22 protein-coding genes are annotated in these 22,426 nt (G+C 63.5%); 8 read left to right on the top strand and 14 right to left on the bottom strand.

Translation table 11 applies throughout. From position 1 onward, the window contains the following. Positions 1 to 226: 226 nt before the first annotated feature. Together rho and trxA are read right to left on the bottom strand one after the other, a co-directional pair. Positions 227 to 1,486, bottom strand: coding sequence for a transcription termination factor Rho (rho, locus tag EA346_RS10405; RefSeq protein ID WP_296750005.1), 1,260 nt, complete (start codon positions 1,484 to 1,486; stop codon positions 227 to 229). A gap of 202 nt (positions 1,487 to 1,688) precedes the next feature. Beyond that, positions 1,689 to 2,015 carry a thioredoxin TrxA gene (gene trxA / locus EA346_RS10400; protein WP_296758314.1) on the bottom strand — a complete coding sequence of 109 codons (327 nt, stop codon included), beginning with the start codon at positions 2,013 to 2,015 and terminating at the stop codon, positions 1,689 to 1,691. A 117-nt stretch (positions 2,016 to 2,132) separates the two neighbouring features. Here trxA and EA346_RS10395 point away from each other — a divergent pair, with 117 nt between their 5' ends. Then, positions 2,133 to 3,455 carry a DEAD/DEAH box helicase gene (locus tag EA346_RS10395; RefSeq protein ID WP_296758312.1) on the top strand — a complete coding sequence of 441 codons (1,323 nt, stop codon included), beginning with the start codon at positions 2,133 to 2,135 and terminating at the stop codon, positions 3,453 to 3,455. Positions 3,456 to 3,502: 47 nt separating this feature from the next. On the opposite strand, the gene EA346_RS10390 is transcribed toward EA346_RS10395, so the two are convergent. The 4 genes from EA346_RS10390 to EA346_RS10375 form a co-directional block, all read right to left on the bottom strand. After that, positions 3,503 to 4,735 carry a methyltransferase domain-containing protein gene (locus EA346_RS10390; RefSeq protein WP_296758310.1) on the bottom strand — a complete coding sequence of 411 codons (1,233 nt, stop codon included), beginning with the start codon at positions 4,733 to 4,735 and terminating at the stop codon, positions 3,503 to 3,505. Between the two features lie 214 nt (positions 4,736 to 4,949). Then, entirely contained in the window at positions 4,950 to 5,114 is a 165-nt protein-coding gene (locus EA346_RS10385) for a hypothetical protein (RefSeq protein ID WP_296758309.1), read from the bottom strand. Between the two features lie 221 nt (positions 5,115 to 5,335). Next, positions 5,336 to 5,848, bottom strand: coding sequence for a peptidylprolyl isomerase (locus EA346_RS10380; RefSeq protein ID WP_296758308.1), 513 nt, complete (start codon positions 5,846 to 5,848; stop codon positions 5,336 to 5,338). A 16-nt stretch (positions 5,849 to 5,864) separates the two neighbouring features. Continuing rightward, on the bottom strand, positions 5,865 to 6,215 hold the full coding sequence (locus tag EA346_RS10375; protein ID WP_296758306.1) for a hypothetical protein: 351 nt from the start codon (positions 6,213 to 6,215) through the stop codon (positions 5,865 to 5,867). Between EA346_RS10375 and EA346_RS10370 the strand changes: the two genes are divergently transcribed. Beyond that, the gene (locus EA346_RS10370) at positions 6,205 to 6,330 is read left to right on the top strand and encodes a hypothetical protein (protein ID WP_296758304.1); all 126 of its coding nucleotides are present in this window, start codon (positions 6,205 to 6,207) and stop codon (positions 6,328 to 6,330) included. The two genes, EA346_RS10375 and EA346_RS10370, sit on opposite strands and share 11 nt — an antisense overlap. Before the next feature lie 41 nt (positions 6,331 to 6,371). Here EA346_RS10370 and aprA read toward each other — a convergent pair whose 3' ends face one another. The 3 genes from aprA to EA346_RS10355 are packed head-to-tail and all read right to left on the bottom strand — an operon-like array spanning position 6,372 to position 9,534. Next, positions 6,372 to 8,240 carry an adenylyl-sulfate reductase subunit alpha gene (gene aprA, locus EA346_RS10365; protein WP_296758303.1) on the bottom strand — a complete coding sequence of 623 codons (1,869 nt, stop codon included), beginning with the start codon at positions 8,238 to 8,240 and terminating at the stop codon, positions 6,372 to 6,374. Further along, positions 8,240 to 8,719 carry an adenylyl-sulfate reductase subunit beta gene (gene aprB, locus EA346_RS10360; protein WP_296758302.1) on the bottom strand — a complete coding sequence of 160 codons (480 nt, stop codon included), beginning with the start codon at positions 8,717 to 8,719 and terminating at the stop codon, positions 8,240 to 8,242. Before aprB ends, aprA begins: the two co-directional genes overlap by 1 nt. Positions 8,720 to 8,757: 38 nt before the next feature. Further along, the gene (locus tag EA346_RS10355) at positions 8,758 to 9,534 is read right to left on the bottom strand and encodes an adenylyl-sulfate reductase (RefSeq protein WP_296758315.1); all 777 of its coding nucleotides are present in this window, start codon (positions 9,532 to 9,534) and stop codon (positions 8,758 to 8,760) included. Between the two features lie 551 nt (positions 9,535 to 10,085). On the opposite strand from EA346_RS10355, the gene sat reads away from it, so the two are divergent. Continuing rightward, positions 10,086 to 11,279: a sulfate adenylyltransferase gene (sat, locus tag EA346_RS10350; protein ID WP_296758299.1), complete on the top strand. Its 1,194-nt coding sequence runs from the start codon at positions 10,086 to 10,088 to the stop codon at positions 11,277 to 11,279. 58 nt (positions 11,280 to 11,337) lie between these two features. Here sat and EA346_RS10345 read toward each other — a convergent pair whose 3' ends face one another. From EA346_RS10345 to EA346_RS10335, 3 genes are all read right to left on the bottom strand, one after another. Beyond that, positions 11,338 to 11,940, bottom strand: coding sequence for a CBS domain-containing protein (locus tag EA346_RS10345; RefSeq protein ID WP_296758297.1), 603 nt, complete (start codon positions 11,938 to 11,940; stop codon positions 11,338 to 11,340). A gap of 205 nt (positions 11,941 to 12,145) precedes the next feature. Further along, positions 12,146 to 12,679 (bottom strand): metallophosphoesterase family protein, encoded by a 534-nt coding sequence (locus EA346_RS10340; protein ID WP_296758294.1) that lies wholly within the window; start codon positions 12,677 to 12,679, stop codon positions 12,146 to 12,148. Beyond that, a complete protein-coding gene (locus tag EA346_RS10335) occupies positions 12,676 to 12,840 on the bottom strand; it encodes a hypothetical protein (protein ID WP_296758292.1) in 165 nt (54 codons plus the stop codon). Before EA346_RS10335 ends, EA346_RS10340 begins: the two co-directional genes overlap by 4 nt. Positions 12,841 to 12,960: 120 nt before the next feature. Between EA346_RS10335 and EA346_RS10330 the strand changes: the two genes are divergently transcribed. Genes EA346_RS10330 through EA346_RS10320 form a run of 3 tightly spaced genes read left to right on the top strand, consistent with a single transcriptional unit; the run spans position 12,961 to position 17,563 of the window. Next, positions 12,961 to 15,834, top strand: coding sequence for a molybdopterin oxidoreductase family protein (locus EA346_RS10330; RefSeq protein ID WP_296758291.1), 2,874 nt, complete (start codon positions 12,961 to 12,963; stop codon positions 15,832 to 15,834). Continuing rightward, entirely contained in the window at positions 15,831 to 16,562 is a 732-nt protein-coding gene (locus tag EA346_RS10325; RefSeq protein WP_296758290.1) for a 4Fe-4S dicluster domain-containing protein, read from the top strand. The genes EA346_RS10330 and EA346_RS10325 overlap by 4 nt, the downstream gene beginning before the upstream one ends. A gap of 17 nt (positions 16,563 to 16,579) precedes the next feature. Next, positions 16,580 to 17,563: a DmsC/YnfH family molybdoenzyme membrane anchor subunit gene (locus EA346_RS10320; protein WP_296758289.1), complete on the top strand. Its 984-nt coding sequence runs from the start codon at positions 16,580 to 16,582 to the stop codon at positions 17,561 to 17,563. A 175-nt stretch (positions 17,564 to 17,738) separates the two neighbouring features. Here EA346_RS10320 and EA346_RS10315 read toward each other — a convergent pair whose 3' ends face one another. Further along, on the bottom strand, positions 17,739 to 18,905 hold the full coding sequence (locus EA346_RS10315; RefSeq protein WP_296758288.1) for a hypothetical protein: 1,167 nt from the start codon (positions 18,903 to 18,905) through the stop codon (positions 17,739 to 17,741). A gap of 166 nt (positions 18,906 to 19,071) precedes the next feature. Between EA346_RS10315 and adk the strand changes: the two genes are divergently transcribed. Beyond that, the gene (adk, locus tag EA346_RS10310) at positions 19,072 to 19,728 is read left to right on the top strand and encodes an adenylate kinase (protein ID WP_296758287.1); all 657 of its coding nucleotides are present in this window, start codon (positions 19,072 to 19,074) and stop codon (positions 19,726 to 19,728) included. A 156-nt stretch (positions 19,729 to 19,884) separates the two neighbouring features. Here adk and EA346_RS10305 read toward each other — a convergent pair whose 3' ends face one another. Continuing rightward, entirely contained in the window at positions 19,885 to 21,093 is a 1,209-nt protein-coding gene (locus EA346_RS10305; protein ID WP_296748596.1) for a 6-phosphofructokinase, read from the bottom strand. A 193-nt stretch (positions 21,094 to 21,286) separates the two neighbouring features. Here EA346_RS10305 and moaA point away from each other — a divergent pair, with 193 nt between their 5' ends. Then, a complete protein-coding gene (moaA, locus tag EA346_RS10300; protein WP_296758285.1) occupies positions 21,287 to 22,273 on the top strand; it encodes a GTP 3',8-cyclase MoaA in 987 nt (328 codons plus the stop codon). The last annotated feature ends 153 nt before the right edge of the window (positions 22,274 to 22,426 follow it).

The following is a 22,426-nucleotide window of genomic DNA, read 5'->3' as shown; positions in this document are numbered from 1 at the left end:
CGGCTCCCCAAAGCGGCGGCAAGCCGCCGCACTCCATAGGCGCTTGTGCTTTCATCATTCGGGGTGGCGCGCTCCGAGTCCATGACAGTTAGCGCAGCGTAACCCGACGGGTCTCGCACCCACCCATGGCCGCAAAGCAGCGTCGGCCCCGGCACGTCGGGTTACGCTGCGCTAACCCGACCTACAGAACTGGGACGTGACTTTCACGCTGACTTTCACGCTCACGTCAGGCGCGGCGCATCATGTCGAAGAAGTCGGCGTTGGTCTTCGAGGACTGCATGCGGCCCAGCAGGAACTCCATGGCCTCGGTGTCGTCCATGCCGTGCAGGAACTTGCGCAGGATCCACAGCTTCTGCAGTTCGTCGGGATCGGTCAGGAGTTCCTCGCGGCGGGTACCGGAGCGGTTCACGTTGATGGCGGGGTATACCCGCTTCTCCGCGATGCGCCGGTCGAGGTGGATCTCCATGTTGCCGGTGCCCTTGAATTCCTCGTAGATCACCTCGTCCATCTTGGACCCGGTGTCCACCAGCGCGGTGGCGAGGATGGTCAGGCTGCCGCCCTCCTCGATGTTGCGCGCGGCGCCGAAGAAACGCTTCGGCCGGTGCAGGGCGTTGGCGTCGACACCGCCGGTCAGCACCTTGCCGGAACTGGGAACCACGGTGTTGTAGGCGCGTGCCAGGCGGGTGATCGAGTCGAGCAGGATCACGACGTCGCGCTTGTGCTCGACCAGGCGCTTGGCCTTCTCGATCACCATCTCGGCGACCTGCACGTGCCGGGTCGCGGGCTCGTCGAACGTACTGGACACGACCTCACCGCGCACCATCCGGGTCATCTCCGTGACCTCTTCGGGGCGCTCGTCGATCAGCAGCACGATCAGGTAGCTGTCGGGATGATTGGTGGCGATGCTCTGGGCGATGTTCTGCAGCATCAGGGTCTTGCCGGCCTTCGGCGGCGACACGATCAGGCCACGCTGGCCCTTGCCGAAGGGCGCGACCATGTCGATCACGCGTGCGGTGATGTCCTCGGTGGAGCCGTTGCCGCGCTCCATGCGCATGCGCTGGTTCGGGTGCAGCGGAGTCAGGTTCTCGAACAACACCTTGTGCCGGGCCGCCTCGGGCGGCTCGAAGTTGATCTCGGAGACCTTCAGCAGCGCGAAGTAGCGCTCGCTGTCCTTGGGCGGACGGATCTTGCCGGAGATGGTGTCCCCGGTGCGCAGGCCGAAGCGCCGGATCTGGCTGGGTGAGACGTAGACGTCGTCTGGGCCCGCCAGGTAGGAGCTGTCCGCTCCGCGCAGGAAGCCGAAGCCGTCGGAGAGGATTTCGAGCACCCCGTCGCCGAAGATCGGCTCGCCATTCTTGGCGTGGGCCTTCAGCAGGGCGAAGATGATGTCCTGCTTGCGGGCGCGGGACATGTTCTCGATGCCCTGGGACTCGGCCATGGCCACAAGCTCTGCAGCCGTGTTCTGCTTCAATTCGGTGAGGTTCATTAGGGTGCTGTTCAAACGTGATGTAGATGCGGGATAGCCCGGCAACCGGTTCGGTTGCTGCGGGTTTCTGAGGGGGGCGGGGCGCGCCGCCTAGGGGCGCACCCTCGGAATATAGGGGAGCCCGAGCAATCAGGCAAGCGTTATTATAAAGGAATCCGAAGCGGGCGAGGTCGCCGGCCGGGAAAAACGGCCGGACCGGGCCTCAGAGGTGCTGGTCGAGAAAGGCAGTCAGCTGGGATTTGCTCAGCGCACCGACCTTGGTCGCCTCGACGTCACCATCCTTGAACAGCATCAGCGTAGGGATGCCGCGGATGCCATATTTCGGGGGCGTCGCGGGATTTTCGTCGATGTTGAGTTTGGCAACCCTGAGTTTGCCGTCGTATTCTTCTGCGATCTCGTCGAGAATCGGGGCTATCATCTTGCAGGGCCCGCACCATTCGGCCCAGTAGTCCACAAGCACTGGCCGGTCCGATTTCAGGACGTCGTCCTCGAAACTGGCATCCGAGATATGATGAATGTTTTCGCTCACTCCGTATCCTCGTCGATTGGCTGCGGGGCACGGAATGCGCGCCCTCCGTCGCCCCGTACTATCCGCCAGATTCACGGGTGAATTCAAGTTTACCGGGTACCTGCCCATGGGAGACACATGACCGAGGCCGACAAGTCCCGCATCCGCTTCGAAGGCTTCGACCTTCCGGAACCCGTACTTCAGGGCGTCCGGGACGCGGGCTTCGAGTACTGCACGCCGATCCAGGCCGAGACTTTGCCCATCGCGCTCGCCGGGCACGACGTCGCCGGCCAGGCCCAGACCGGGACCGGCAAGACCGCCGCCTTCCTGGTCGCGGCCTTCAACCGCCTGCTGCGCCACCCACCGGCTGCGGACAGGCGGGCCAACGACGTGCGCATGATGGTGCTCGCACCCACCCGCGAACTGGCCATACAGATCCACAAGGACGCCCTGCTGCTGGGCAGGCACACGGGGCTGAAGTTCGCCCTCGCCTACGGCGGCACCGGCTACGAACAGCAGCGCGAGGAACTCGGCGCCGGCGCCGACGTGCTGATCGGGACGCCGGGCCGGATCATCGACTACCACAAACAGCACGTCTTCGGCCTGAAGCGGGTCGAGGTGGTGGTCCTCGACGAGGCGGACCGCATGTTCGACCTCGGCTTCATCAAGGACATCCGCTACCTGCTGCGCCGCTGCGCCCCACCCTCGGAACGCCAGTCCATGCTGTTCTCGGCCACGCTGTCGTGGCGCGTGATGGAACTGGCGTACGAACACATGAACAACCCGGAAAAGGTGCAGGTCGAGGCCGAGACGGTCACGGCCGACAACATCAACCAGGTGATCTACTATCCCGCCAACGACCAGAAGATCCCGCTGCTGATCGGCCTGGCCAGGAAGCTGAAGCCCGAGCGGGCCATCGTCTTTGTCAATACCAAGCACTGGGCGGAGCGGGTCTGCGACTGGCTCAACGCGAACGACCTGCATGCCGCCCTGCTCTCGGGTGACGTGCCGCAGACCAAGCGCACGCGCCTGCTGGCCCAGTTCGCGGAAGGGCAGTACGCCTACCTCGTGGCCACCGACGTGGCCGCTCGCGGCCTGCACATCCCTGACGTGACCCACATCTTCAACTTCGACCTGCCGCAATCGGGCGAGGACTACGTGCACCGGATCGGCCGCACGGGCCGCGCCGGGGCGGCAGGAGACGCGATCAGCTTCGGCTGCGAGGATTCCGCGTTCTATCTTCCGGACATCGAAACCTACCTGGGCAGCCGCATTCCGACCGAGATGCTCTACCCCGAGGATCTCCCGCAGCAACTCAACCGCCCGGCGCCACGGCCACGGCGCAAGCCCGAGGAGCGCGGCCGTGGCGGTCCCCGCGGAGGCGGGGGCCGCGGTCGGAGTCCAGGCGGACCGGGCAATCGCCGCGGCCCACCGCGCAGGTCACCCCCCACCTCCTCCTGACACAACCGTTCACGAGGTTTTCCCCGGCAATCCCGGTCCCAACGTCGTCAGGAGGCCTCACCCCATACTGCGTACACCGGATCAGACGTAGCCAGGCGGTCGGCATACTGGTCGCCGGGAGGGCGCGGCAACCCGCGCAGGGAGCAGGTTCCGAGCCCGGTGAAGCCGCCGGCCCGGAGGAACAGTTCCAGCACCAGACCCATGCGCTCGAATTCGTGCAGTTCCGCCCACACCGCGATCGCCTTCGGCGGGAACCACCGGTTCGAGAACGTTGCCACGAAACGGCCACCGGGGCGCAGCACCCGACGGATCTCGCGGAAGACCTCGACCGGGCTGGTGAGATACTCGACCGATACCGTGCAGATCACCGCGTCGAAACTCGCCTCGGGCCAGGGCAGCCGGGGATCGGTGTTCAGATCGTGCACCACCCGCTCGGTGAGCACAGGGTTCGCGGCCAACTCGTCCGCGTTCATGCCCAGGCCGGCCACCCGCTGCGGCGCAAGCGCCGGATCGAGGTGAGAAGTCCAACTGCTCATCAGATCGAGCACCACTCCACCCTTGGGCAGCAGGCCGCGGTAGACGTGTCGAATTCGATCGAGGGCCGTATCGTCCAGGTGCTGCACCATTCTGGGGACCGCGTAAAAGGCCGAATCCGGACCGTCATCGCCCCTGGCCAGGGCTTCACCGTGGAGAAAATCGGTCGGCTGGTCACGCCAGCGCGCCTGCATCCCAGGTCCGTTCATCACGGCGGCCCTGCCCAGGTCTCCCGGCGGGCTCCCCGGCGGGTCGCTATTGACCACCCGCAATTCCAACTCCAGGTCGATCCCCGCCAACGGGTGATTGAAATCGACGGTCATCACACCGTCCGGACTGATCGCGGCGATCCGAAAAGCGGTCGACCCCTCCGGGACCCCCGGGGCCCCGGCAAGAAAATGCCCTGGATAGAAACGTCCCGCCCTGGGTTGAACGGTGATGCGCCCCCGGATACTCCGGAAAAACCCTCCGGGAACGCTGCGGAGGAGATCCTCGTTCCAGTCGGGCAGCAATGCGCCGGGTGCGATGGCCCTGGTCAAGGGGCACCCGCCCGCAGCGCTGCCAAGCCATTCCCGCAGCCCAGGCGACTGGCTCGCCGGCTCCGGTCGCGGCACGACCCTGCAGTCGCGGTGACCCACGCCCCCACTGACCCAGCGGAGACTGATTCCAAGCGCCTGCAGGGGTTTGACTCCGGAGCCTTGCGCGGGCTGTCCACCCATATCGTCGAGCGGGCTGTACTCGTGCATGTTCCTGGTCTCCGTGCTGGTACGGTCTTCGTAAAGTCCGCACACGATCGACCGCTGCGAACCGGCCGGCAGGAGAGGGCCGTGCCGGAGGTCCTGCGTTCCGCTCTACGCTACAGCGACCACACGCCTCAGGGCCTTCCTGATCGGGGGTCGGCCCTCGCCATGAGGGCTAAAGCCGGCCGCGCGCCCTGGCGATCTCGCGCGGCCGTCAAACTCAGGGCTGTTTGGGCGTCTCGTATTTGGCCTCTTTCTGAAACGATTCCCAGATGGTGTCGTACCCGATGTAGCCCTTTTCGGTCGGCTCTTTCTGCCGGGTCGTCAGATAGCGCGTCTTGCCGTCCGGAACTTCCGGGCGTTTTTTAGCGGCTGGTCCACTCATGATTCACCTCGTTGCAATCGAAAAAGGGGGTATGGAAAAGCCGATGTCAGCCCCCCAACTCACTGACAGACCGGGCCGCGCACGAACCCCGCCGGTACGAAGGCCCTCGAGCAGAGGGACCATGCGTGCGGCTCCGGCATAATTTCTACAGCGTCCGCAAGGCGCCTCGTCACCCTTCCGGGCGCCACCGGCACACTCGGTCGGAACGGTTCGGCCGCATTTCAGATCGGTTTCATGCGCCCACTACTGATTTCAGGCCCCGTCTCGACCTTGCCTCCGTGCTGGATTTCCTCGTCGGTCGCATCACGAACCAAGCGAATTTCCAGCTTGAAAATCACATCCCTGCCGCAGAGCGGATTATTGCCATCGATGGTCACGCTTGTGTCGTCGACCCTCGTGACCAGAAAGCTCTTGGTCTGGCCCCTGTCGTTCTCCATCAGGATGGCCATACCAACCTCGCGGTACTCTTCGGGAACGTTCTCGATGTGATCGGTAATGACCAGGGACTCGTCCCGCGGACCGTAAATCGCGTTGCAGTCGATCGGCACCTCGATGACGTCGCCCGGCGACCTGCCCTCCAGCTCGGCCATCACCGGGGGCGATAATATTTCGTTGACGCCGTGGACGTAACCCAACGGGAACTCCACCGCGGTCAATATCTGGCGTGACTTTCTGTCAATGACCTGATAGGTCAATTCAACGTACTTGCCGTTTTCGATAACATCTTTTGTCATCACAGGGTCCGTAGCATCAGAATATGGAGGCACCGAAAATCCGCACTTCTCCTTCCTCGTAGCCGAGAACCATGCGTCCGAGCCATTCGCCAGCTTTCGCGGTGCTTCTGACGCGGTACAGCACCGTGACGTGTTCGCCCCGGCGAATGATGCCAAGAAAATCCCAATCCTCGCTCAGGTTCCTGGTCAGTTCGCTCTTGACGAACTGGTGACCGACTTCGACTTCATTGAGGCCGAACACCAGGTTGTAGGAGAATTTTCTGGTGAACTTGCCGTAGTCACCCTCGTTGGAATGCTTGATCAGGTCGCTCCACATGGGGTGGGCGAATGCCGTGATCTCTTCATCGGAGTGCTCGATGATGTTCATCGGCGAACCCGGGGTTGCCGAAGCGTCATCTGCGCTAGTCATTTTAAAAGTCCTGGACGTTGCGACTGAAAAAGAAGACCAACGCGAGAGCGCGTTGGTCTTCCCTGATTCCTGAAGATGCGGCGGGAAATGCAGAGTTCCCGCCGCAGGTGCCTATCACTCGTCGGTGCCGACCAAGTGGTAGCACGGCGCCTTCTCCATGGTGTACTCGCCCGTCTTCGGATCACGACGGGAAACGGTGAGAACATGCCAGTTCTCGTCGTCGAGTTTCATCACATCACCACGGTAGTAGTAACCCGGCCAACGGGTTTCCTTACGGAACAGCGTGTGCTGAAAAACACTTTCGGAAGTCAGGACACGGTGCCTGAGTTCCCAGGCGCGCAGCAGCTCATGGAAATCCTCGGCTGCAAGCTTCTCCAGATCTTCCTCAAGAACCTTCATCTTCTTGAGACCGATGTTGAGCAGCTTTTCGTTGGTCATGTAGCTGACGGTCACGCCGCCACAGTACTCATCCATCAACTTCTGCAAGCGGTCCAGACCCTGCCTTGGGTTGATGAAGTTCGGGTTCACCGAACCTGCAACCACTTCGTTGCGGTAGATCTTGTAGTGCTCCATCGGCTTGTAGATCTTGGCCTTCAGGTCCTCGATCTGCTTGTCCGAAACGCGAATACCCTGGGCCTTGCCGTCATCGATGTACTTGCAGGCCGCTTTCGCTGCCAGACGCCCTTCGGTGAACGAACCGGACGAGAAAGCATGGGGCGTTCCACCGACGGCATCGCCGGCACCGAAGAGACCTTCCACGCTCGTCATCCGGTTATAGCCCCAGAAATACTCGGGGGGCGAGATATCTTCCGGACCGGAGCACCAGGCGCCACAGCCTGTCGCATGCGACCCCATCACGTAAGGCTCGGACGTGGTCAGCTCAGGGTTTTCGTTCTTGGGATCGACATCGGTTGCGGCCCAGAGAACGGCCTGCCCGACGGTCATGCCGAGGAAGTTTTCCCAGCCCACTTCTTCGAGATGCGGGTCCTGGAATGCTTCCATGGTGATCATGTGGATCGGGCCACGGCCGGCATTCACCTCGTTGATGAAAGCGTGGTTGCGCAGGCAGGTCGGAATGGGCCGGTGGGTCGCGTGAGAGACTTCCGGATCCAGATACTCCTTGCCGACCATTTCCTGCAGCTGCGGCCACCACTTGGACTCGTACTCTTCCCCGTTACAGTTCTGCGTACGGGTCTTGAGGTGCAGGAAGTAAGCGCCGACCGGTCCATAGCCGTCCTTGAAGCGGGCCAGGACGATGCGGTTTTCCATCTGGGTCATCTTGGCACCGGCGTCGATCAGCAGCCCGTAGGCGGAACCGGACGACCATGGTGCATACCAGACCCGACCGGCACCCTCACCGACGGAACGGGGCTTGAAAATCATGGATGCGCCGCCGGCAGCGACAACGACCGCCTTGGACTTGAAGACGTGGTAATTGCCGGTGCGGACGTTGAAACCAACGGCGCCGGCAACCCGGTTCTCCTTGGACTCGTCCATCAACAGGTGCGTCACACAGATGCGGTTGAAGACCTTGTCAGCGGACTTCTTCGCGGCCTCGGCGACGATCGGCTTGTAGGACTCGCCATGAATCATGATCTGCCAACGGCCTTCACGCTGATAACCGCCGGTCTTGGGATCGCGCATCAACGGCAGACCCCACTCCTCGAACTGGTGCACGGCGGAGTCGACATGACGTGCCATGTCGAACAGCAGGTCCTCGCGCACCATGCCCATCAGGTCGATCCGCGCGTAGCGGACGTGGTCTTCCGGGTTGTTCTCGCCCCAGCGGGTACCCATGTAGCAGTTGATCGCGTACAGGCCCTGGGCCACCGCACCGGAACGGTCGATATTGGCCTTTTCGGCAATGACGATGTTCTTGTCCTGCCCCCAGTACCTGGCTTCGAAGGCTGCGCCCGTGCCACCCAGACCTGCGCCGCAGACCAGGATATCGATGTTGTCTTCAACGATAGTCTCGTATGCCATTAGTAGTACACCCCTTCTTTCAACTTCAGACCAGCATCTTTCAGCGAGTACAGATCACCTTCATCGAGGCGGATGTACTTGGGCTCGTTGAAAAGCAGTTGGCTGTCCCGCATTTCCTTGCTCGGCGCAGGCACCTCGGCAAGTTTCGGAATGTGCTTGCCCCAGGGCTTGGTCGTAATCGGGGAGAGGAAATTCTTTTCCCTACCGTCCCGGAACTTGATCTTCCATGCGATGGTGCCCCGCTCCTCGTCACGCTTGACGCGCACGCTGTGCCCCAGCGGGGCGAAATCGGCGTAGCCGCGGACGTCGATGGCGTCGTGCGGGCAGGCCTTCACGCAGGAAAAGCACTCCCAGCACATGTTGGGCTCGATGTTGTAGGCACGGCGATAAGTCTTGTCGATATGCATGATATCTGAAGGGCAGATATCAACGCAGTATCCACAGCCATCGCAACGGGTCATGTATACGAAAGTTGGCATGGTAATCCTCGATCAATTCTGTTGATCAGTTGACTGGCTTAGTAGTGGTTGGGCGCTTCGCGTTTGATGCCCAGGCCCATGTCCATGGGCGCATCCCGCAGCAGTTCCATGGAATGACGTTGCTGCTGTTCAGGCTCAGCACGGCTGATGGTGGGCAGATTCTCCGCTGATCCGTCAGCCTTGGTGAGGCGCTTCTGGTAAGCCGCGGCGGGCTTGAAGAACATGTGGGCGAACTTGGACCAGTAGACGGTGCCGAACAGGGCGGTAGTGGCAGCGACGAACAGGGCAAAGAACAGCCAGTTGATGGCTCCGAAGCCCTGGGTGAACGACCACAGAAGGGCGAAGGTCGCGGTCGCCAGCAGCGAAACGATGAACAGGTCGGCACGCTCCAACTGGTACCAGGGTTTCCCTTCCGAGGAAACGTCGACACGGATGCCGAACCAGAACCAGTAACCACCCCCGGCCAGCATGAGTGCGCCCAAGTGCCAGAGCAGAGGGATGATCGCAGGCGCCGGATCAGCCGCGTAGCCGAAGATCAGGATCGCCGTGGTGACAACCAGCAGGATGAAGCCGTACATCGTCAGGAGGTGGGACATCCGGCGTTGCTGATTATCGAACTCGCCCGAGGTCAGAACTTCCTTCCCAACGGTCTTCAGTGCGATCCCGACCTTTTCACCGGTGCCTACGCTGCGCGTTGCGTCCTGTTGGGCTTTTTTGGCATTCTCAAAGAAGTACTTGGCGCTCTTCTTGTGGAGGATGTCGAGAATCGTGCCGCCGGCGGCCAGGAGGACCATCAACACGACGTAGGTCTGCATTGCGGCCGGCGGAATGACAGCGGCAAGTTCGGCAAAAGGGTTGCTAGTGATCACGGGCTGAAGTCTCCTCGGTGTCTCATAAATGACCCGCCGAGTCTGGGCTATGCGAAATTTCGAATCAAATCAAAGTTTCTTGATCGCCCATAAGCCCTGCTTATGAGCCTGAGCCCGATTGGCATGCTGGCGCGACGGCTTCCGGCCGTCGCGAACCGTGCAGAGGCTGGCACGGGCCCGAGGCGGGCAACCCAGGACTCGGGCGGTGTCACACGGATGAGACCCGCGCGGCCGGACTCGGTTCACCGCATTCATTGGAGCCCGCGGCAGGGCAGGTACCCGCGGCTGGACCGCGACAGCGCCGGGAATGGCAGGAGTTCATCAGCGTGTGCTGATTAAGACGCCCGGCCCCTCATGCCCGATCTTGTGCTACGTTACGGCCGTTTGTTCTCGTGAGAACCGGCGCGGGGGAAGGCGACCCGGCCAACACAGACACAGCGGCGACGCCGCTGATCCATGCTACCTCAACATTCATACGCGGCAGGAGATAGAGTCCTATGATCAAGCCACACGGTGCGGAGGCCCTGAAGCCCCTCTTCATCTACGACACCGAAAAACACCATGCCCTCATGCAGGAGGCCGAAACCCTCCCTTCCGTACTGATCAGCTCTGCTGCCGCCGGTAACGCCGTGATGATGGGGGGTGGCTACTTCACCCCCCTCACCGGCTTCATGAATGTCGCCGACGCCATGGGCTGCGCTGAGAGCATGAGGACCACCGTCGGCCTCTTCTTCCCGGTCCCGGTCGTCAACCTGCTGGAGAATGCCGACGCCATCAGCGGGGCCAAGCGGATCGCCCTGCGTGACCCCAACATGGAAGGCAACCCGGTCCTCGCCATTCAGGACGTCGAGGCCATTGAGGAGTTCACCCCGGAACAGATGGAGGTCATGACCCAGAAGGTCTATGGCACCACCGACCCCGAACACCCCGGCGTCGCCGCCTTCAACAGCGTCGGTCGCGTCTGCGTCTCGGGCCCCATTCAGGTGCTGCACTTCTCGTACTTCCAGGATGACTTTCCCGACACCTTCCGTACTGCCGTCGAGATCCGCAACGAGATCACCGAGCGTGGCTGGAAGAAGGTGGTGGCGTTCCAAACCCGGAACCCGATGCACCGCGCCCACGAGGAACTTTGCCGCATGGCGATGGATCAGCTCGGGACCGACGGCGTGGTGATTCACATGCTGCTGGGCAAACTGAAGGCCGGCGACATCCCGGCCCCGGTTCGTGACGCCGCCATCCGCAAGATGGCCGAGCTCTACTTCCCCCCGAACACGGTGATGATCACCGGCTACGGCTTCGACATGCTCTATGCAGGACCCCGTGAGGCAGTCCTCCACGCGCTGTTCCGCCAGAACATGGGAGCGACCCACTTCATCATCGGTCGCGACCACGCAGGGGTCGGCGACTACTATGGTGCGTTCGACGCCCAGACCATCTTCGACGCCGAAGTACCTCCTGACGCACTGGAGATCGAGATCTTCCGCGCCGACCACACCGCCTACTCCAAGAAGCTCAACCGCGTTGTGATGATGCGCGATGTACCCGATCACACCAAGGAGGACTTCGTACTCCTCTCCGGCACCAAGGTACGCGAGATGCTGGGTCGGGGCGAGGCACCGCCGCCCGAATTCTCCCGCCCAGAAGTGGCCCAGATCCTGATGGACTACTACCAGAGCCTCGATCGGAAATAAGGGGACCCCCGGTGACTGCGGGCAGGGCCTCCCCGCCCGCAGTCGTCCGGGACCCGGGTCAATAGGACTTCGACAAGGCGGCCTGGATCTCTGCGAAGGTCCGGGCAACATCGAAAGTCTGAACCTGCAGGCCCAACTGGCGGCCGATCTGAGTGGCCGAAAAGATCCCCCGGATGCGCATCGCACCGGTGTCCGGGTCCCTCTCCCCAACCAGGGCGTGCTGCCGCCCCCAGTTCTTCAGCGTCGTGACGATGTCGCCCACTTCGGCGTGCATCACGCGACCCAGATCCAGAAGATCCATGGTCTCGAGCGGAGCCATCAGGTCGCGCACCCTTAGGTCGGGGTATCGCACTCCCCGTTCGTGCACGATCTGGATCGGCCGTTCCCCCTGGGTATCGCGCGCGGTGATAAGCCCGAGCACGCGTTCCGCCTCGACCACGATCAGCAGACGGACACCACTGGCGATCATTTCCTCGGTCGCCTGGCTCAGTGTGGCATCGGGACCGATGGTGGCCACCGGGACCTTTCGGAAGTCGGTCATCACGCAGAGCGCCGAGGATGACATCGTCACCTGGGGCGCGCCCTCGGTCACCTGCTGGAGATCGGTTCCGGGTTCCGCCTTGCGTGAAGGCAGGGGCTTGTGCGGGTTTTCTGCGGTCATCGCGTCCTCTCCATCCAGGGAAAGCCTTCAAAGATGCCCTGCTGGACGCACGCTGACAAGCCAACCCTCCCATTGTGGATAAAAGGCCGGTCCGAGCGTGGCACTGTCCAGACTCCGGGGCCCAGTGTTTGGCCGGTACGCTGTCGGAGGGACGGCTGCGCGGCCTCCGGCACAGCCCCGACCACAGACCCAGACAGACCTGGATCTAGACCTCGGCCCTGACCTCTTCCGGCGTGAGGCGGATCTCGAAGGTCATGCTGTCGAGGTCGCCCATGGCCCAGGTGGCCTCGGGAGCGCCGAGACCGGCGACGGTACCGGGGTTCACGACCCAGGTCGAACCGTTCTGCACGTGGGGCTGCTGCCGTATCTCGGGTTCGTGGCTGTGCCCGCAACAGACGAGGTCGTAGTCGCCGGTGCAGGCCATTGCGTGGGCGTAGTGTGGGTAGTGGGTCACGAAGATGCGCCGTCCGCCCAGGGTGATGATCCCGTCGTGCCCGTAATAGGTCAGCAGGCCGTTGGACTCGTGGGCAATGCGCGAGATCGCCACCGGATCACCGAGGTTGTTGCCGTGCACCGCGTGGATCGGCAGGCCCAGCTTCAGCGAGGCCTTCAGGGTGTTCCCGCCGATCAGATCGCCGCAGTGGATCACCGCCTCGGCACCCTCGGCGGCACCGGCCTCGATCGCCCGTGCCAGCATCGGGCCGCGGTCGTGGCTGTCCGATACGATGCAGACCTTCATATGCTGCTCCGCTTGCCGCCGTCCGCGACCGAGGACAGGCCGTCCGACAGGCGCTTGATCGCCCGCTCGTGAGCGGGATGCCAGTGCATGCTGCGCTCCAGCAGGGTCCGGGTAGCGGCGTGACGCATGTTTTGCGCGAAGTCGGGGATCGGCTCGGGCATGTCCACATTCCTTGGGTGCTTATGGATGGATAAAAAAAATTGCCTTGTCGGACCCACACCGCACCGGCATACTGCGCGGAGTATATCGTAATTTACTTATCATTCAAGGCGCTGCTGATAATGGCACAGACCCCCTCGCAGGAAGTCAAAAATACCACTTGTTACATGTGTGCGTGCCGTTGCGGCATCCGCGTGCATCTGCGGGACGGCGAGGTGCGCTACATCGACGGCAACCCCGATCACCCGATCAACAAGGGGGTCATCTGCGCAAAGGGTTCCTCCGGAATCATGAAGCAGTACTCCCCGGCCCGGCTGACCCAGCCGCTGCGCCGCAAGCCGGGTGCCGAGCGTGGCGCCGCCGAGTTCGAGCCGATCTCCTGGGACGAGGCCTTCGACACTCTCGCCGAGCGCCTGGGCAGGATCCGCGAAACCGATCCGAAGCAGTTCGCGCTGTTCACCGGCCGCGACCAGATGCAGGCCCTCACCGGCCTGTTCGCGAAGCAGTACGGCACCCCGAACTACGCGGCGCACGGCGGCTTCTGCTCGGTGAACATGGCCGCAGGCATGATCTACACCATCGGCGGCTCGTTCTGGGAGTTCGGGGGTCCCGACCTCGATCGCTCGAAGCTCTTCGTGATGATCGGCACCGCCGAGGATCACCACTCCAACCCGCTGAAGATCGCGATCTCCAAGTTCAAGCGCGACGGCGGCCGTTTCATCTCCGTCAACCCGGTGCGTACCGGCTACTCGGCCATCGCCGATGAGTGGGTGCCGATCCGCCCGGGTACCGACAGCGCCCTGCTCCTGGCGATCATCCACGAGATCATCGCCAAGGGCCTGTACGACCGTGACTTCCTGGTGCGTTACAGCAACGCCGGCCAGCTGGTGAACGTGGACGAGGCGAACGACGAGTTCGGCATGTTCCTGCGCTCCGAGGTCGCGGGGGACGAGGAGGAGGGCTGCTACGACCCGCAGGACAAGCTCTGGTGGGATCGGAAATCGGACCGCCCCGTGGTCACCCACACCCCGGACGCCGATCCCTACCTGCTCGGCGAATTCCATCTGCAGGACGGTACCTCGGCCAAGCCTGCTTTCCAACTGCTGCAGGACCGGGTGCAGGAATACACGCCCGAGTGGGCGGCGCGCATCACCGGTATCCCGGCGGACACGATCCGGCGCCTGGCGCACGAAATGGGCGTGACCGCCCGCGACCAGCGCATCGAGCTGCCGATCGCCTGGACCGATTCCTGGGGCGTGGAGCACGACAGCGTGACCGGCAACCCGGTGTCGTTCCATGCCATGCGCGGTCTGGCGGCCCATTCCAACGGCTTCCACACCATCCGCGCGCTGGCCATCCTGATGTCGCTGCTGGGGACCATCGACCGTCCCGGTGGCTTCCGCCACAAGGCGCCGTTCCCGCGTCCGATCCCGCCCTGCGCCCGCCCGCCGAAGGGTCCCGAGGCCGTGCAGCCCGGCCAGCCGCTGGACGGCATGGTTCTGGGATGGCCGGCCGACCCGGACGACTTGTTCGTCGATGAGCAGGGCGGCCCCGTGCGCATCGACAAGGCTTTCTCCTGGGAGTACCCGCTGGCGGTGCACGGCATGATGCACAACGTGATCACCAATGCCTGGCGCGGCGACCCCTACAAGATCGACACCCTGATGATCTTCATGGCCAACATGGCCTGGAACTCGACCATGAACACGGTCGATGTGCGCAAGATGCTGAACGACAAGGACGAGAACGGCGAATACAAGATCCCGTTCCTGGTCGTCGCCGACGCCTTCCAGTCCGAAATGACGGCCTTCGCCGACCTGATCCTGCCCGACACGACCTATCTCGAACGCCACGACGTGATGTCGATGCTCGACCGCCCGATTTCCGAATACGACGGCCCGATCGACTCGGTACGCATTCCCGTGGTACCGCCGAAGGGCGAGTGCAAGCCCTTCCAGGAAGTGCTGATCGAGCTCGGCTCGCGGCTGCAACTGCCCGCTTTCACCACCCCCGAAGGCAAGCGCAAGTACCGCGACTACCCCGACTTCGTGATCAATTACGAGACCGAGCCGGGTTCCGGTATCGGCTTCCTCGCCGGCTGGCGCGGCAAGGGCGGCGAGAAGTCCCTGCGCGGCGAGCCCAACCCGAACCAGTGGGAGATGTACGCGAAGAACAACTGCGTGTTCCACTACGAACTGCCCAAGAGTTACCAGTACATGCGCAACTGGAACAAGGGCTACCTCGAGTGGTCGCAGCGCAACCGCATCACCCGCTACGCGGAGCCGATCCTGATCCACCTCTACTCCGAGGTGCTGATGAAGTTCCGCGCCGCGGCGCAGGGCAAGGGCGTGTCGCGCCGGCCGCCCGCGCACCTGGCGCAACGCGTCGAGACGTACTTCGACCCGCTGCCGTTCTACTACGACCCGCTCGAGTGCCAGGCCACCGACAAGCACACCTACCCGCTGGCCGCGGTCACCCAGCGACCGATGGCGATGTACCACTCCTGGGATTCCCAGAACGCCTGGCTGCGGCAGATCCACGCCCACAACCTGCTGTTCGTGAGCCCGCGCACCGCGAAGGCCGCCGGAATCGACGACGAAGACTGGATCTGGGTCGAAAGCCAATGGGGCAAGGTCCGCTGCATGGCCAAGTACTCGGAAGCCGTTGAGCCCGGCACCGTCTGGACCTGGAACGCGATCGGCAAGGCTGCGGGTGCCTGGAACCTGACCCCGCAGGCCAACGAGTCGCGCAAGGGCTTCCTGCTGAACCACCTGATCTCCGAGGAACTGCCCGGAGGAGCACAGGGCCCCATTTCGAACTCCGACCCGGTGACCGGCCAGGCCGCCTGGTACGACGTGCGGGTCCGCATCTACAAGGCCGGCGCCGACGAACCCGAGGTGACCTCGCCCCAGTTCGACACCATGAAGCCGTATCCCGGACAAGCCAAGCGGCCGCGGATCTGGAACTTCTTCGCTGCCAAAGGAGGCAAGAAATGACCCAGCTCGCCCTGGTCATCGACCTGAATGTCTGCGTGGGCTGCCAGGCCTGCGTCACCAGCTGCAAGGAGTGGAACACCTCCGGAGAAGCCGGTCCGCTGGTCGACATGAACCCCTACGGCGCGGATCCCACGGGCACCTTCTTCAACCGGGTGCAGACCTTCGAGGTCGGAGAGTTTCCGAATACGGAAACGGTACACTTCCCGAAGTCCTGCCTGCACTGCGAGGAGCCGCCCTGCGTGCCCGTGTGCCCCACCGGGGCCTCGTACAAGCGCAAGGAAGACGGGATCGTGCTGGTCGACTACGACAAGTGCATCGGCTGCAAGTACTGCTCCTGGGCCTGCCCCTACGGTGTGCGCGAGGTCGATGCGCAGCGCAGGGTGATGACCAAGTGCACCCTGTGCGTGGACCGCATCTACGACCAGGACCTGCCGGAATGGGACCGCAAGCCCGCCTGCGTGCGCGCCTGCCCCACCAATGCCCGGCTCTACGGCGACATCCACGACCCGAATTCGGTGGTCTCGCAGGCGATCCGCGAGAATGGCGGCTACCAGCTGATGCCCGAGTGGGGCACCAAGCCGGCGAACCACTACCTGCCACGGCGCAAGACCCGGATCACCGTCCGCGAGGACGAACTCGAACGCGCCGACAACCCGCTCAAGATCGATAGTCAGCTGCCCAAGCCCGGCCGGGACGAGCCCTCGCTCGACGACGTCACCAGCTGGTAACCACGGACGAACCCATCATGCATCCTGCCTTTTCCGTACTCTTCCTGACCACCCTGATCGGAGCCGGACAGGGCCTGTTCCTCGCCCTGTTCTCGGTGGAGGCCTATGCCGAACTCGGCCTCGTGCCTGCGCCAGGCTCCGATTTCTTCGCCATCGGCAGCCTGCTGTCGCTGGGCCTGCTGGGCCTCGGTCTGTTCGCCTCGTTCTTCCACCTGGGCCGCCCGGAACGGGCCTGGCGCACCGCGACCAAGTGGCGCACGTCCTGGTTGTCCCGCGAGGTCATCGTGCTGCCCGCCTTCATGGGTATGGTCTTCCTTTACGGGCTGGCGCACTGGCTGCAGTTCAACCCGCCGCTGGGTGTGCTTCCGGGCGACAATTTCGTGCTGCTGACGGTACTGCTTGGCATTCTGGGCACACTGCTCGCCTTCGCGCTGTTCGTGAGCACGGCAATGATCTACGCGGCGGTGAAGTTCCTGCAGGAATGGCATTCGCCGCTGACGGTCGTGAACTACACGCTGCTCGGGGCAGCCTCCGGCTTCACCCTCGCCACCGCCCTGGCCGCCTGGGCCGAAACCGGGCTGGTGCCGTTCCTGGCCGGGTGGGCGATCATCCTGACGCTGCTGGGACTGGTTGGCCGTGTGACATCGCTGATTCGCAACGCGCGCATCCAGCCCAAGTCGACGCTGCAGACGGCGATCGGGATCAAGCACCCGGCGATCCAGCAGAAGTCCCAGGGGTTCATGGGTGGCTCGTTCAACACACGCGAGTTCTTCCACCACCGCTCCCCCGCGTTCCTGCGGGCGGTGAAATGGCTCTTCCTGATCAGCGCGTTCGCAATCCCGACGGCGCTGCTCGCCCTGGCGATGGTCATGACGGTGGACCCGACCAACGTGCTGATCGCCGCCTTCGTGATCCAGTATCTGGGCCTGCTGGCCGAGCGCTGGTTCTTCTTTGCGCAGGCGAACCACCCGCAGAACCTGTACTACCAGTCGGTGTCCTGAATCCCTCTGGAATGCGGGAGCTTGCTCCCGCTCTCAGGCAGACACCCGGACCACGCCACCGCCCAAAGCGGCGGCAAGCCGCCGCACTCCACAGGGCGCGCCAACCGGGAGCAGTGGCCCATGCCTCCCCTTGGAGCGCGGGAACTCGCTCCAGCTTTCAGACATCGGGACCGCACTACCCCGCCGGCCAGTAGTCGGTGGCGATGCCGTCGCCGAGGTCTGCCTCGATCAGGCGGCGGCGCACCTCCAGGAGCTTTTCGATCAGGGCCGGCTCGCGTTCCGCGTAGGCCTCGGCGTCGGGCACGCGGTTCACCACGACACCAAGCAGCTCCGTGATCGCATTGCCGATCGAATTCTGGCTGATGGTCACGATCAGGCGGCCTTCGTCGTTGCGGTAGATCAGCTGCTTGAACGCCGGCTGCCAGCGGATCGCGTTGGCGTACCTGGCATCGGTCATGCAGCGGTCGCGGACCTTCCTGGCCGTCTTCAGGAAATCGTTGTCGAACAGCAGCACCTCTTCCACGTGGCGCGGGAAATGGACCCCGTCCGGCATCGACGCATTACGCGTCGACACCTGGCTGAAGAAGCTGCGGTAGAAGTCCAGGAAGCCCTTTAGCACCTCGTCGTACTCGCGCCAGAAGCGGATGTCCTTCAGCGCTTCCACGCCGCCCAGGATCTCCCAGCTGGGCAGGCCCTGCGGGTAACCCGTCAGATCCAGCCGGGCATCGCCGTCGGCCACGGGACGCAGTATCCGAAGCTCCAGGGCGCGGGTGAAGAACTCACGGTAGACATCACGCATGTACGCCTGGAACAGGCTGTGCTGGCCGCCGTCGGTCAGGTTGGGATTCCCGGGGTCGGCGTGCGGCGCGGCGCGCAGGTCCTTCATCGGGAAGACCATGAAGTGGTTGTGCAGCATGCGGATGCTCGGCACCCCAGGAGCGGTCAGCGGCCAGGTCGCGTCCAGGCTGGCCTCCCCGGCCAGGATCAGCGCCTCGGCCGGGTCCGGGTAACGCTCCATCATGTACTCGATGATGATGCCGTTCATGCGGTTCCACACATGCAGCACCCGGTCCGGCACCTGGGTGCGGCGCACCGGGCGACCCAGCGGATCCAGGATCACCTTGGAGGTGTTGTAGATGATCGAGCAATCGAACTCGTTGCTGTGCCCCAGGGCCTTGCGATAGAGCAGCAGATTCTCCGGGTTCGACAGAAGGCCGTTGTTGTGCACCAGGTCAGCGAGGTTTTCGGTGCTGTTGAAGAACTCGTTGGGCTTCATTCCGTCTGGGATGGCCAGCGGTATCGGGCGGAACGGTGTGGTGATTTCGCGTGGACCGGTTGCCATTGCTCTCATCTTCCTGGATACGGCGCAGAGCGGCCCCGCGACCGCCCTCATTCGCCCTGAGTCTTGTGCCTGCCGCTGCAGACCCTGTACTGTACCGCCCCGAAGTGCACGGGCCGTCCGGCCCGGAAACATAACATACCTGGCATCCTTCCAAAGGAGAGAACACATGCGACTGATTCTGTTGGGCGCCCCCGGCGCTGGCAAGGGCACACAGGCCCAGTACATCACCGAGAAATACGACATCCCGCAGATCTCCACCGGCGACATGCTGCGCGCCGCGGTGAAGGCCGGCACCCCGCTCGGCGTCGAAGCCAAGAAGGTGATGGACGCCGGCGGCCTGGTGTCCGACGACATCATCCTGGGCCTGATCAAGGAGCGGCTGCAGCAGCCCGACTGCGCGAACGGCTTCCTGTTCGACGGCTTTCCCCGCACCATTCCCCAGGCCGAGGCCCTGAAGGAACAAGGCGTGGACCTGGACTACGTGGTCGAAGTCGACGTGGAGGACGAGGAGATCATCAAGCGCATGAGCGGACGCCGGGTTCACCCCGCCTCCGGCCGCACCTACCACGTGGTCTTCAATCCGCCCAAGGTGGAAGGCAAGGACGACGTCACCGGCGAGGACCTGATCCAGCGCGAGGACGACAACGCGGAGACCGTGCGCAAGCGCCTCGAGGTCTATCACAGCCAGACCAAGCCGCTGGTCGAGTTCTACTCGAAGTGGGCCGAGAGCGGCCAACCGGGTGCGCCCAAGTATGTCCGGATTCCCGGTGTGGGTTCGGTCACCGACATCCGCGACCAGATCTTCAAGGCCCTGGGCGACTGAGGATACGGCCAGCAGGGCGCAGGGTCAGGCTGGCGGTAAACAGGCAAACGGGAAAGGGCCCGCCCGGAGAAGATCCGGAGCGGGCCCTTTTCGTCATCCCACTGCATCGGGATCAGGGGCTTCGGCCCCTGAACACGGGGCCGAAGCGGTCCTGCCCTACTTTGCCAGCACCTTGGACACCAGGTTCTGGCGCAGCCGGTAGGCGTCGGGCATGCCCGAGCCGAGCAGCGGACGCAGGTACATGCGGAAGGCATCGGTCACATCCGTCCCGGAAGGGGCGATGAACTCGTCGGGCATGACCTTGGTCTTGCCCGCGACCACTTCCAGCGGTACCAGGCGGTAGTCGGAAGAGTAGAAGCCCGTACGATCGATCACGACCGACCCGTCCATGTCTCCCCACATCGCGAACTGCACCGCCTTCTCGCCGACCTCCCGCGCCTCGCGCTGGTCCACGTCGGACACGCAGCCGATGAACGAGCGCTGCACGTACCCGAAGGTGTCGCCGCGCACACGCTTCACGCCGAGCTTGGTCCGGATCTCGTCGCAGAGCATGTCGGCCAGCGCACCGGTGCCCGACAGTTGCACGTTGCCATGGTCATCCTTCTCGACGTTCTTCGCGAGCTTGAGCGCGATGGGCACGCCCTCGGCATCGTGGATACCCTCGCTGACCGCCACTACGCAGCGGCCGTAACGATCCATGGTCGCCTTGACGTCCGCCAGGAACTTTTCCACGTCGAAGACCCGCTCCGGCAGGTAGATCAGGTGCGGGCCGTCGTCGGGGAACTTCTTGCCCAGTGCGGAGGCGGCGGTCAGGAAGCCGGCGTGACGACCCATCACCACGGCGATGTAAATGCCGGGGAGCGCGTAGTTGTCGAGGTTGGCGCCGATGAAGGCCTGGGCCACGAAACGCGCGGCCGACGGAAATCCCGGCGTGTGGTCGTTCTCGACGAGGTCGTTGTCGATCGTCTTCGGGATGTGGATGCTGCGCATCGGGTAGCCGGCCTTGTGGGCCTCCTCGCTGACGATGCGCACCGTGTCGGAGGAGTCGTTGCCACCGATGTAGAAAAAGTAGCTGATCTCGTGCGCCTTCAGAACCTTGAAAATCTCCTGGCAGTACTTGAGGTCCGGTTTGTCGCGGGTCGAGCCCAGTGCGGAGGACGGTGTCTCGGCAACCATTTCCAGATTGTGCGTGGTCTCCTGGGTGAGATCGAGAAATTCCTCGTCGACGATGCCGCGCACACCGTGGAAGGCCCCGTAGACCAGTTCCACATTATTGAACTTGCGCGATTCCAGCACCGCGCCGACCATTGATTGGTTGATGACGGCGGTGGGGCCGCCACCCTGGGCTATCAGGACCTTAGCCATACTCCTGCCTCCTGTCTTATGTTTGATCTTGAAATACGTGGAAATATTCTCTCCACAGGGCGATGTTCCGAAGCGCTGGCGACTATACGCGATCCGCAACCGTGCCGGAAGTGCTGGAATTGTGCTCCTGGAATTGCGGGGTACCTACTCCGGGATCTGGCGGTCGGCAGCTTTTGGACTATGATTGGAATCTATGACTGAAACCGTCCTCACCGATCCCTTCGGCCGCCGGATCGAGTACGTCCGGGTATCGGTTACCGACCGCTGTGACCTGCGGTGTTTCTACTGCATGCCGCGCGGCTTCCGTGACTTCGAGGAGCCCGAGGACTGGCTGAGCTTTACAGAGATCGAACGCGTGATGGCGGCCTTCGCGCGCCTGGGCACGCGGCGGATCCGCCTGACCGGGGGTGAGCCCCTGGTGCGCAGGGACCTGCCGGTGCTCGCCCGGCGTCTCTCGGCTCTGCCGGGGGTGGACGACATTTCGATGTCGACCAACGCGACCCGCCTGGCCCGCTCTGCGGACGAACTCTTCGCTGCCGGCGTGCGCCGCATCAATGTCAGCCTGGACTCGCTGAAGCCCGAGGTCTTCAAGGAGATCACCGGGGGCAAGCTGGAAAAGGTGCTGGACGGCCTGATGGCCGCGAAGGCCGCGGGCTTCCGCCCCATCAAGATCAACATGGTGGTGCTGGGCGGAATCAACGAGGACGAGGTCGAGGACGTCGTCGAATTCTGCCTGGAACACGGGTTCACCCTGCGCTTCATCGAGACCATGCCGATGGGCGACACCGGGCGCCAGGCGACCGGTCACTATGTCGACCTGCAGCAGGTCAAGGCCCGCCTGGCGCGGCGGTTCGAGCTGCTTCCGGGGATGATGCCGGGCGGTGGTCCCGCCCGCTACGTGCAGGTGGCCGGCAGCGATCTGCACATCGGCTTCATCACGCCGATCTCACAACACTTCTGCGCCACCTGCAACCGTGTCCGCCTGTCCGTCGACGGCACCATCTACACCTGCCTCGGCAACGAACACAAGCTGGAACTGCGGCCCAGGCTGCGCGCGGGCTGCTCGGACACCGAAATCGAGGACGCGATCCACGAAGCCATCGCGCTGAAGCCGGAGCGCCACGAGTTCAAGGAAAATCCGGACAAGATCGTCCGCTTCATGTCCATGACCGGCGGCTAGCGTGAAAGTCACGGCCACGTTCAGTAGGTCGGGTTAGCGTAGCGTAACCCGACGTGCCGGGGACCACTTATGGAGCCGGGGACGGCGCTGCATTTTCGGCCTTGGGTGGGTACCAGACCCGTCGGGTTACGCCCTTTGGGCTAACCCGACCTA

The sequence above is a fragment of the Thioalkalivibrio sp. genome, assembly GCF_007692535.1.
Lineage (GTDB): Bacteria > Pseudomonadota > Gammaproteobacteria > Ectothiorhodospirales > Ectothiorhodospiraceae > Thioalkalivibrio.
This window is presented reverse-complemented; position numbering and strand designations above follow the sequence as displayed.

What these genes read in the sequence shown, in the direction of transcription:
- rho (WP_296750005.1), bottom strand. Translation starts at nt 1,486, where the DNA reads ATGAACCTCACCGAATTGAAGCAGAACACGGCTGCAGAGCTTGTGGCC.
- EA346_RS10395 (WP_296758312.1), top strand. Translation starts at nt 2,133, where the DNA reads ATGACCGAGGCCGACAAGTCCCGCATCCGCTTCGAAGGCTTCGACCTT.
- EA346_RS10390 (WP_296758310.1), bottom strand. Translation starts at nt 4,735, where the DNA reads ATGCACGAGTACAGCCCGCTCGACGATATGGGTGGACAGCCCGCGCAA.
- EA346_RS10385 (WP_296758309.1), bottom strand. Translation starts at nt 5,114, where the DNA reads ATGAGTGGACCAGCCGCTAAAAAACGCCCGGAAGTTCCGGACGGCAAG.
- EA346_RS10380 (WP_296758308.1), bottom strand. Translation starts at nt 5,848, where the DNA reads ATGACAAAAGATGTTATCGAAAACGGCAAGTACGTTGAATTGACCTAT.
- EA346_RS10370 (WP_296758304.1), top strand. Translation starts at nt 6,205, where the DNA reads ATGATGTTCATCGGCGAACCCGGGGTTGCCGAAGCGTCATCTGCGCTA.
- EA346_RS10375 (WP_296758306.1), bottom strand. Translation starts at nt 6,215, where the DNA reads ATGAACATCATCGAGCACTCCGATGAAGAGATCACGGCATTCGCCCAC.
- aprA (WP_296758303.1), bottom strand. Translation starts at nt 8,240, where the DNA reads ATGGCATACGAGACTATCGTTGAAGACAACATCGATATCCTGGTCTGC.
- aprB (WP_296758302.1), bottom strand. Translation starts at nt 8,719, where the DNA reads ATGCCAACTTTCGTATACATGACCCGTTGCGATGGCTGTGGATACTGC.
- EA346_RS10355 (WP_296758315.1), bottom strand. Translation starts at nt 9,534, where the DNA reads ATGCAGACCTACGTCGTGTTGATGGTCCTCCTGGCCGCCGGCGGCACG.
- sat (WP_296758299.1), top strand. Translation starts at nt 10,086, where the DNA reads ATGATCAAGCCACACGGTGCGGAGGCCCTGAAGCCCCTCTTCATCTAC.
- EA346_RS10345 (WP_296758297.1), bottom strand. Translation starts at nt 11,940, where the DNA reads ATGACCGCAGAAAACCCGCACAAGCCCCTGCCTTCACGCAAGGCGGAA.
- EA346_RS10340 (WP_296758294.1), bottom strand. Translation starts at nt 12,679, where the DNA reads ATGAAGGTCTGCATCGTATCGGACAGCCACGACCGCGGCCCGATGCTG.
- EA346_RS10335 (WP_296758292.1), bottom strand. Translation starts at nt 12,840, where the DNA reads ATGCCCGAGCCGATCCCCGACTTCGCGCAAAACATGCGTCACGCCGCT.
- EA346_RS10330 (WP_296758291.1), top strand. Translation starts at nt 12,961, where the DNA reads ATGGCACAGACCCCCTCGCAGGAAGTCAAAAATACCACTTGTTACATG.
- EA346_RS10325 (WP_296758290.1), top strand. Translation starts at nt 15,831, where the DNA reads ATGACCCAGCTCGCCCTGGTCATCGACCTGAATGTCTGCGTGGGCTGC.
- EA346_RS10320 (WP_296758289.1), top strand. Translation starts at nt 16,580, where the DNA reads ATGCATCCTGCCTTTTCCGTACTCTTCCTGACCACCCTGATCGGAGCC.
- EA346_RS10315 (WP_296758288.1), bottom strand. Translation starts at nt 18,905, where the DNA reads ATGGCAACCGGTCCACGCGAAATCACCACACCGTTCCGCCCGATACCG.
- adk (WP_296758287.1), top strand. Translation starts at nt 19,072, where the DNA reads ATGCGACTGATTCTGTTGGGCGCCCCCGGCGCTGGCAAGGGCACACAG.
- EA346_RS10305 (WP_296748596.1), bottom strand. Translation starts at nt 21,093, where the DNA reads ATGGCTAAGGTCCTGATAGCCCAGGGTGGCGGCCCCACCGCCGTCATC.
- moaA (WP_296758285.1), top strand. Translation starts at nt 21,287, where the DNA reads ATGACTGAAACCGTCCTCACCGATCCCTTCGGCCGCCGGATCGAGTAC.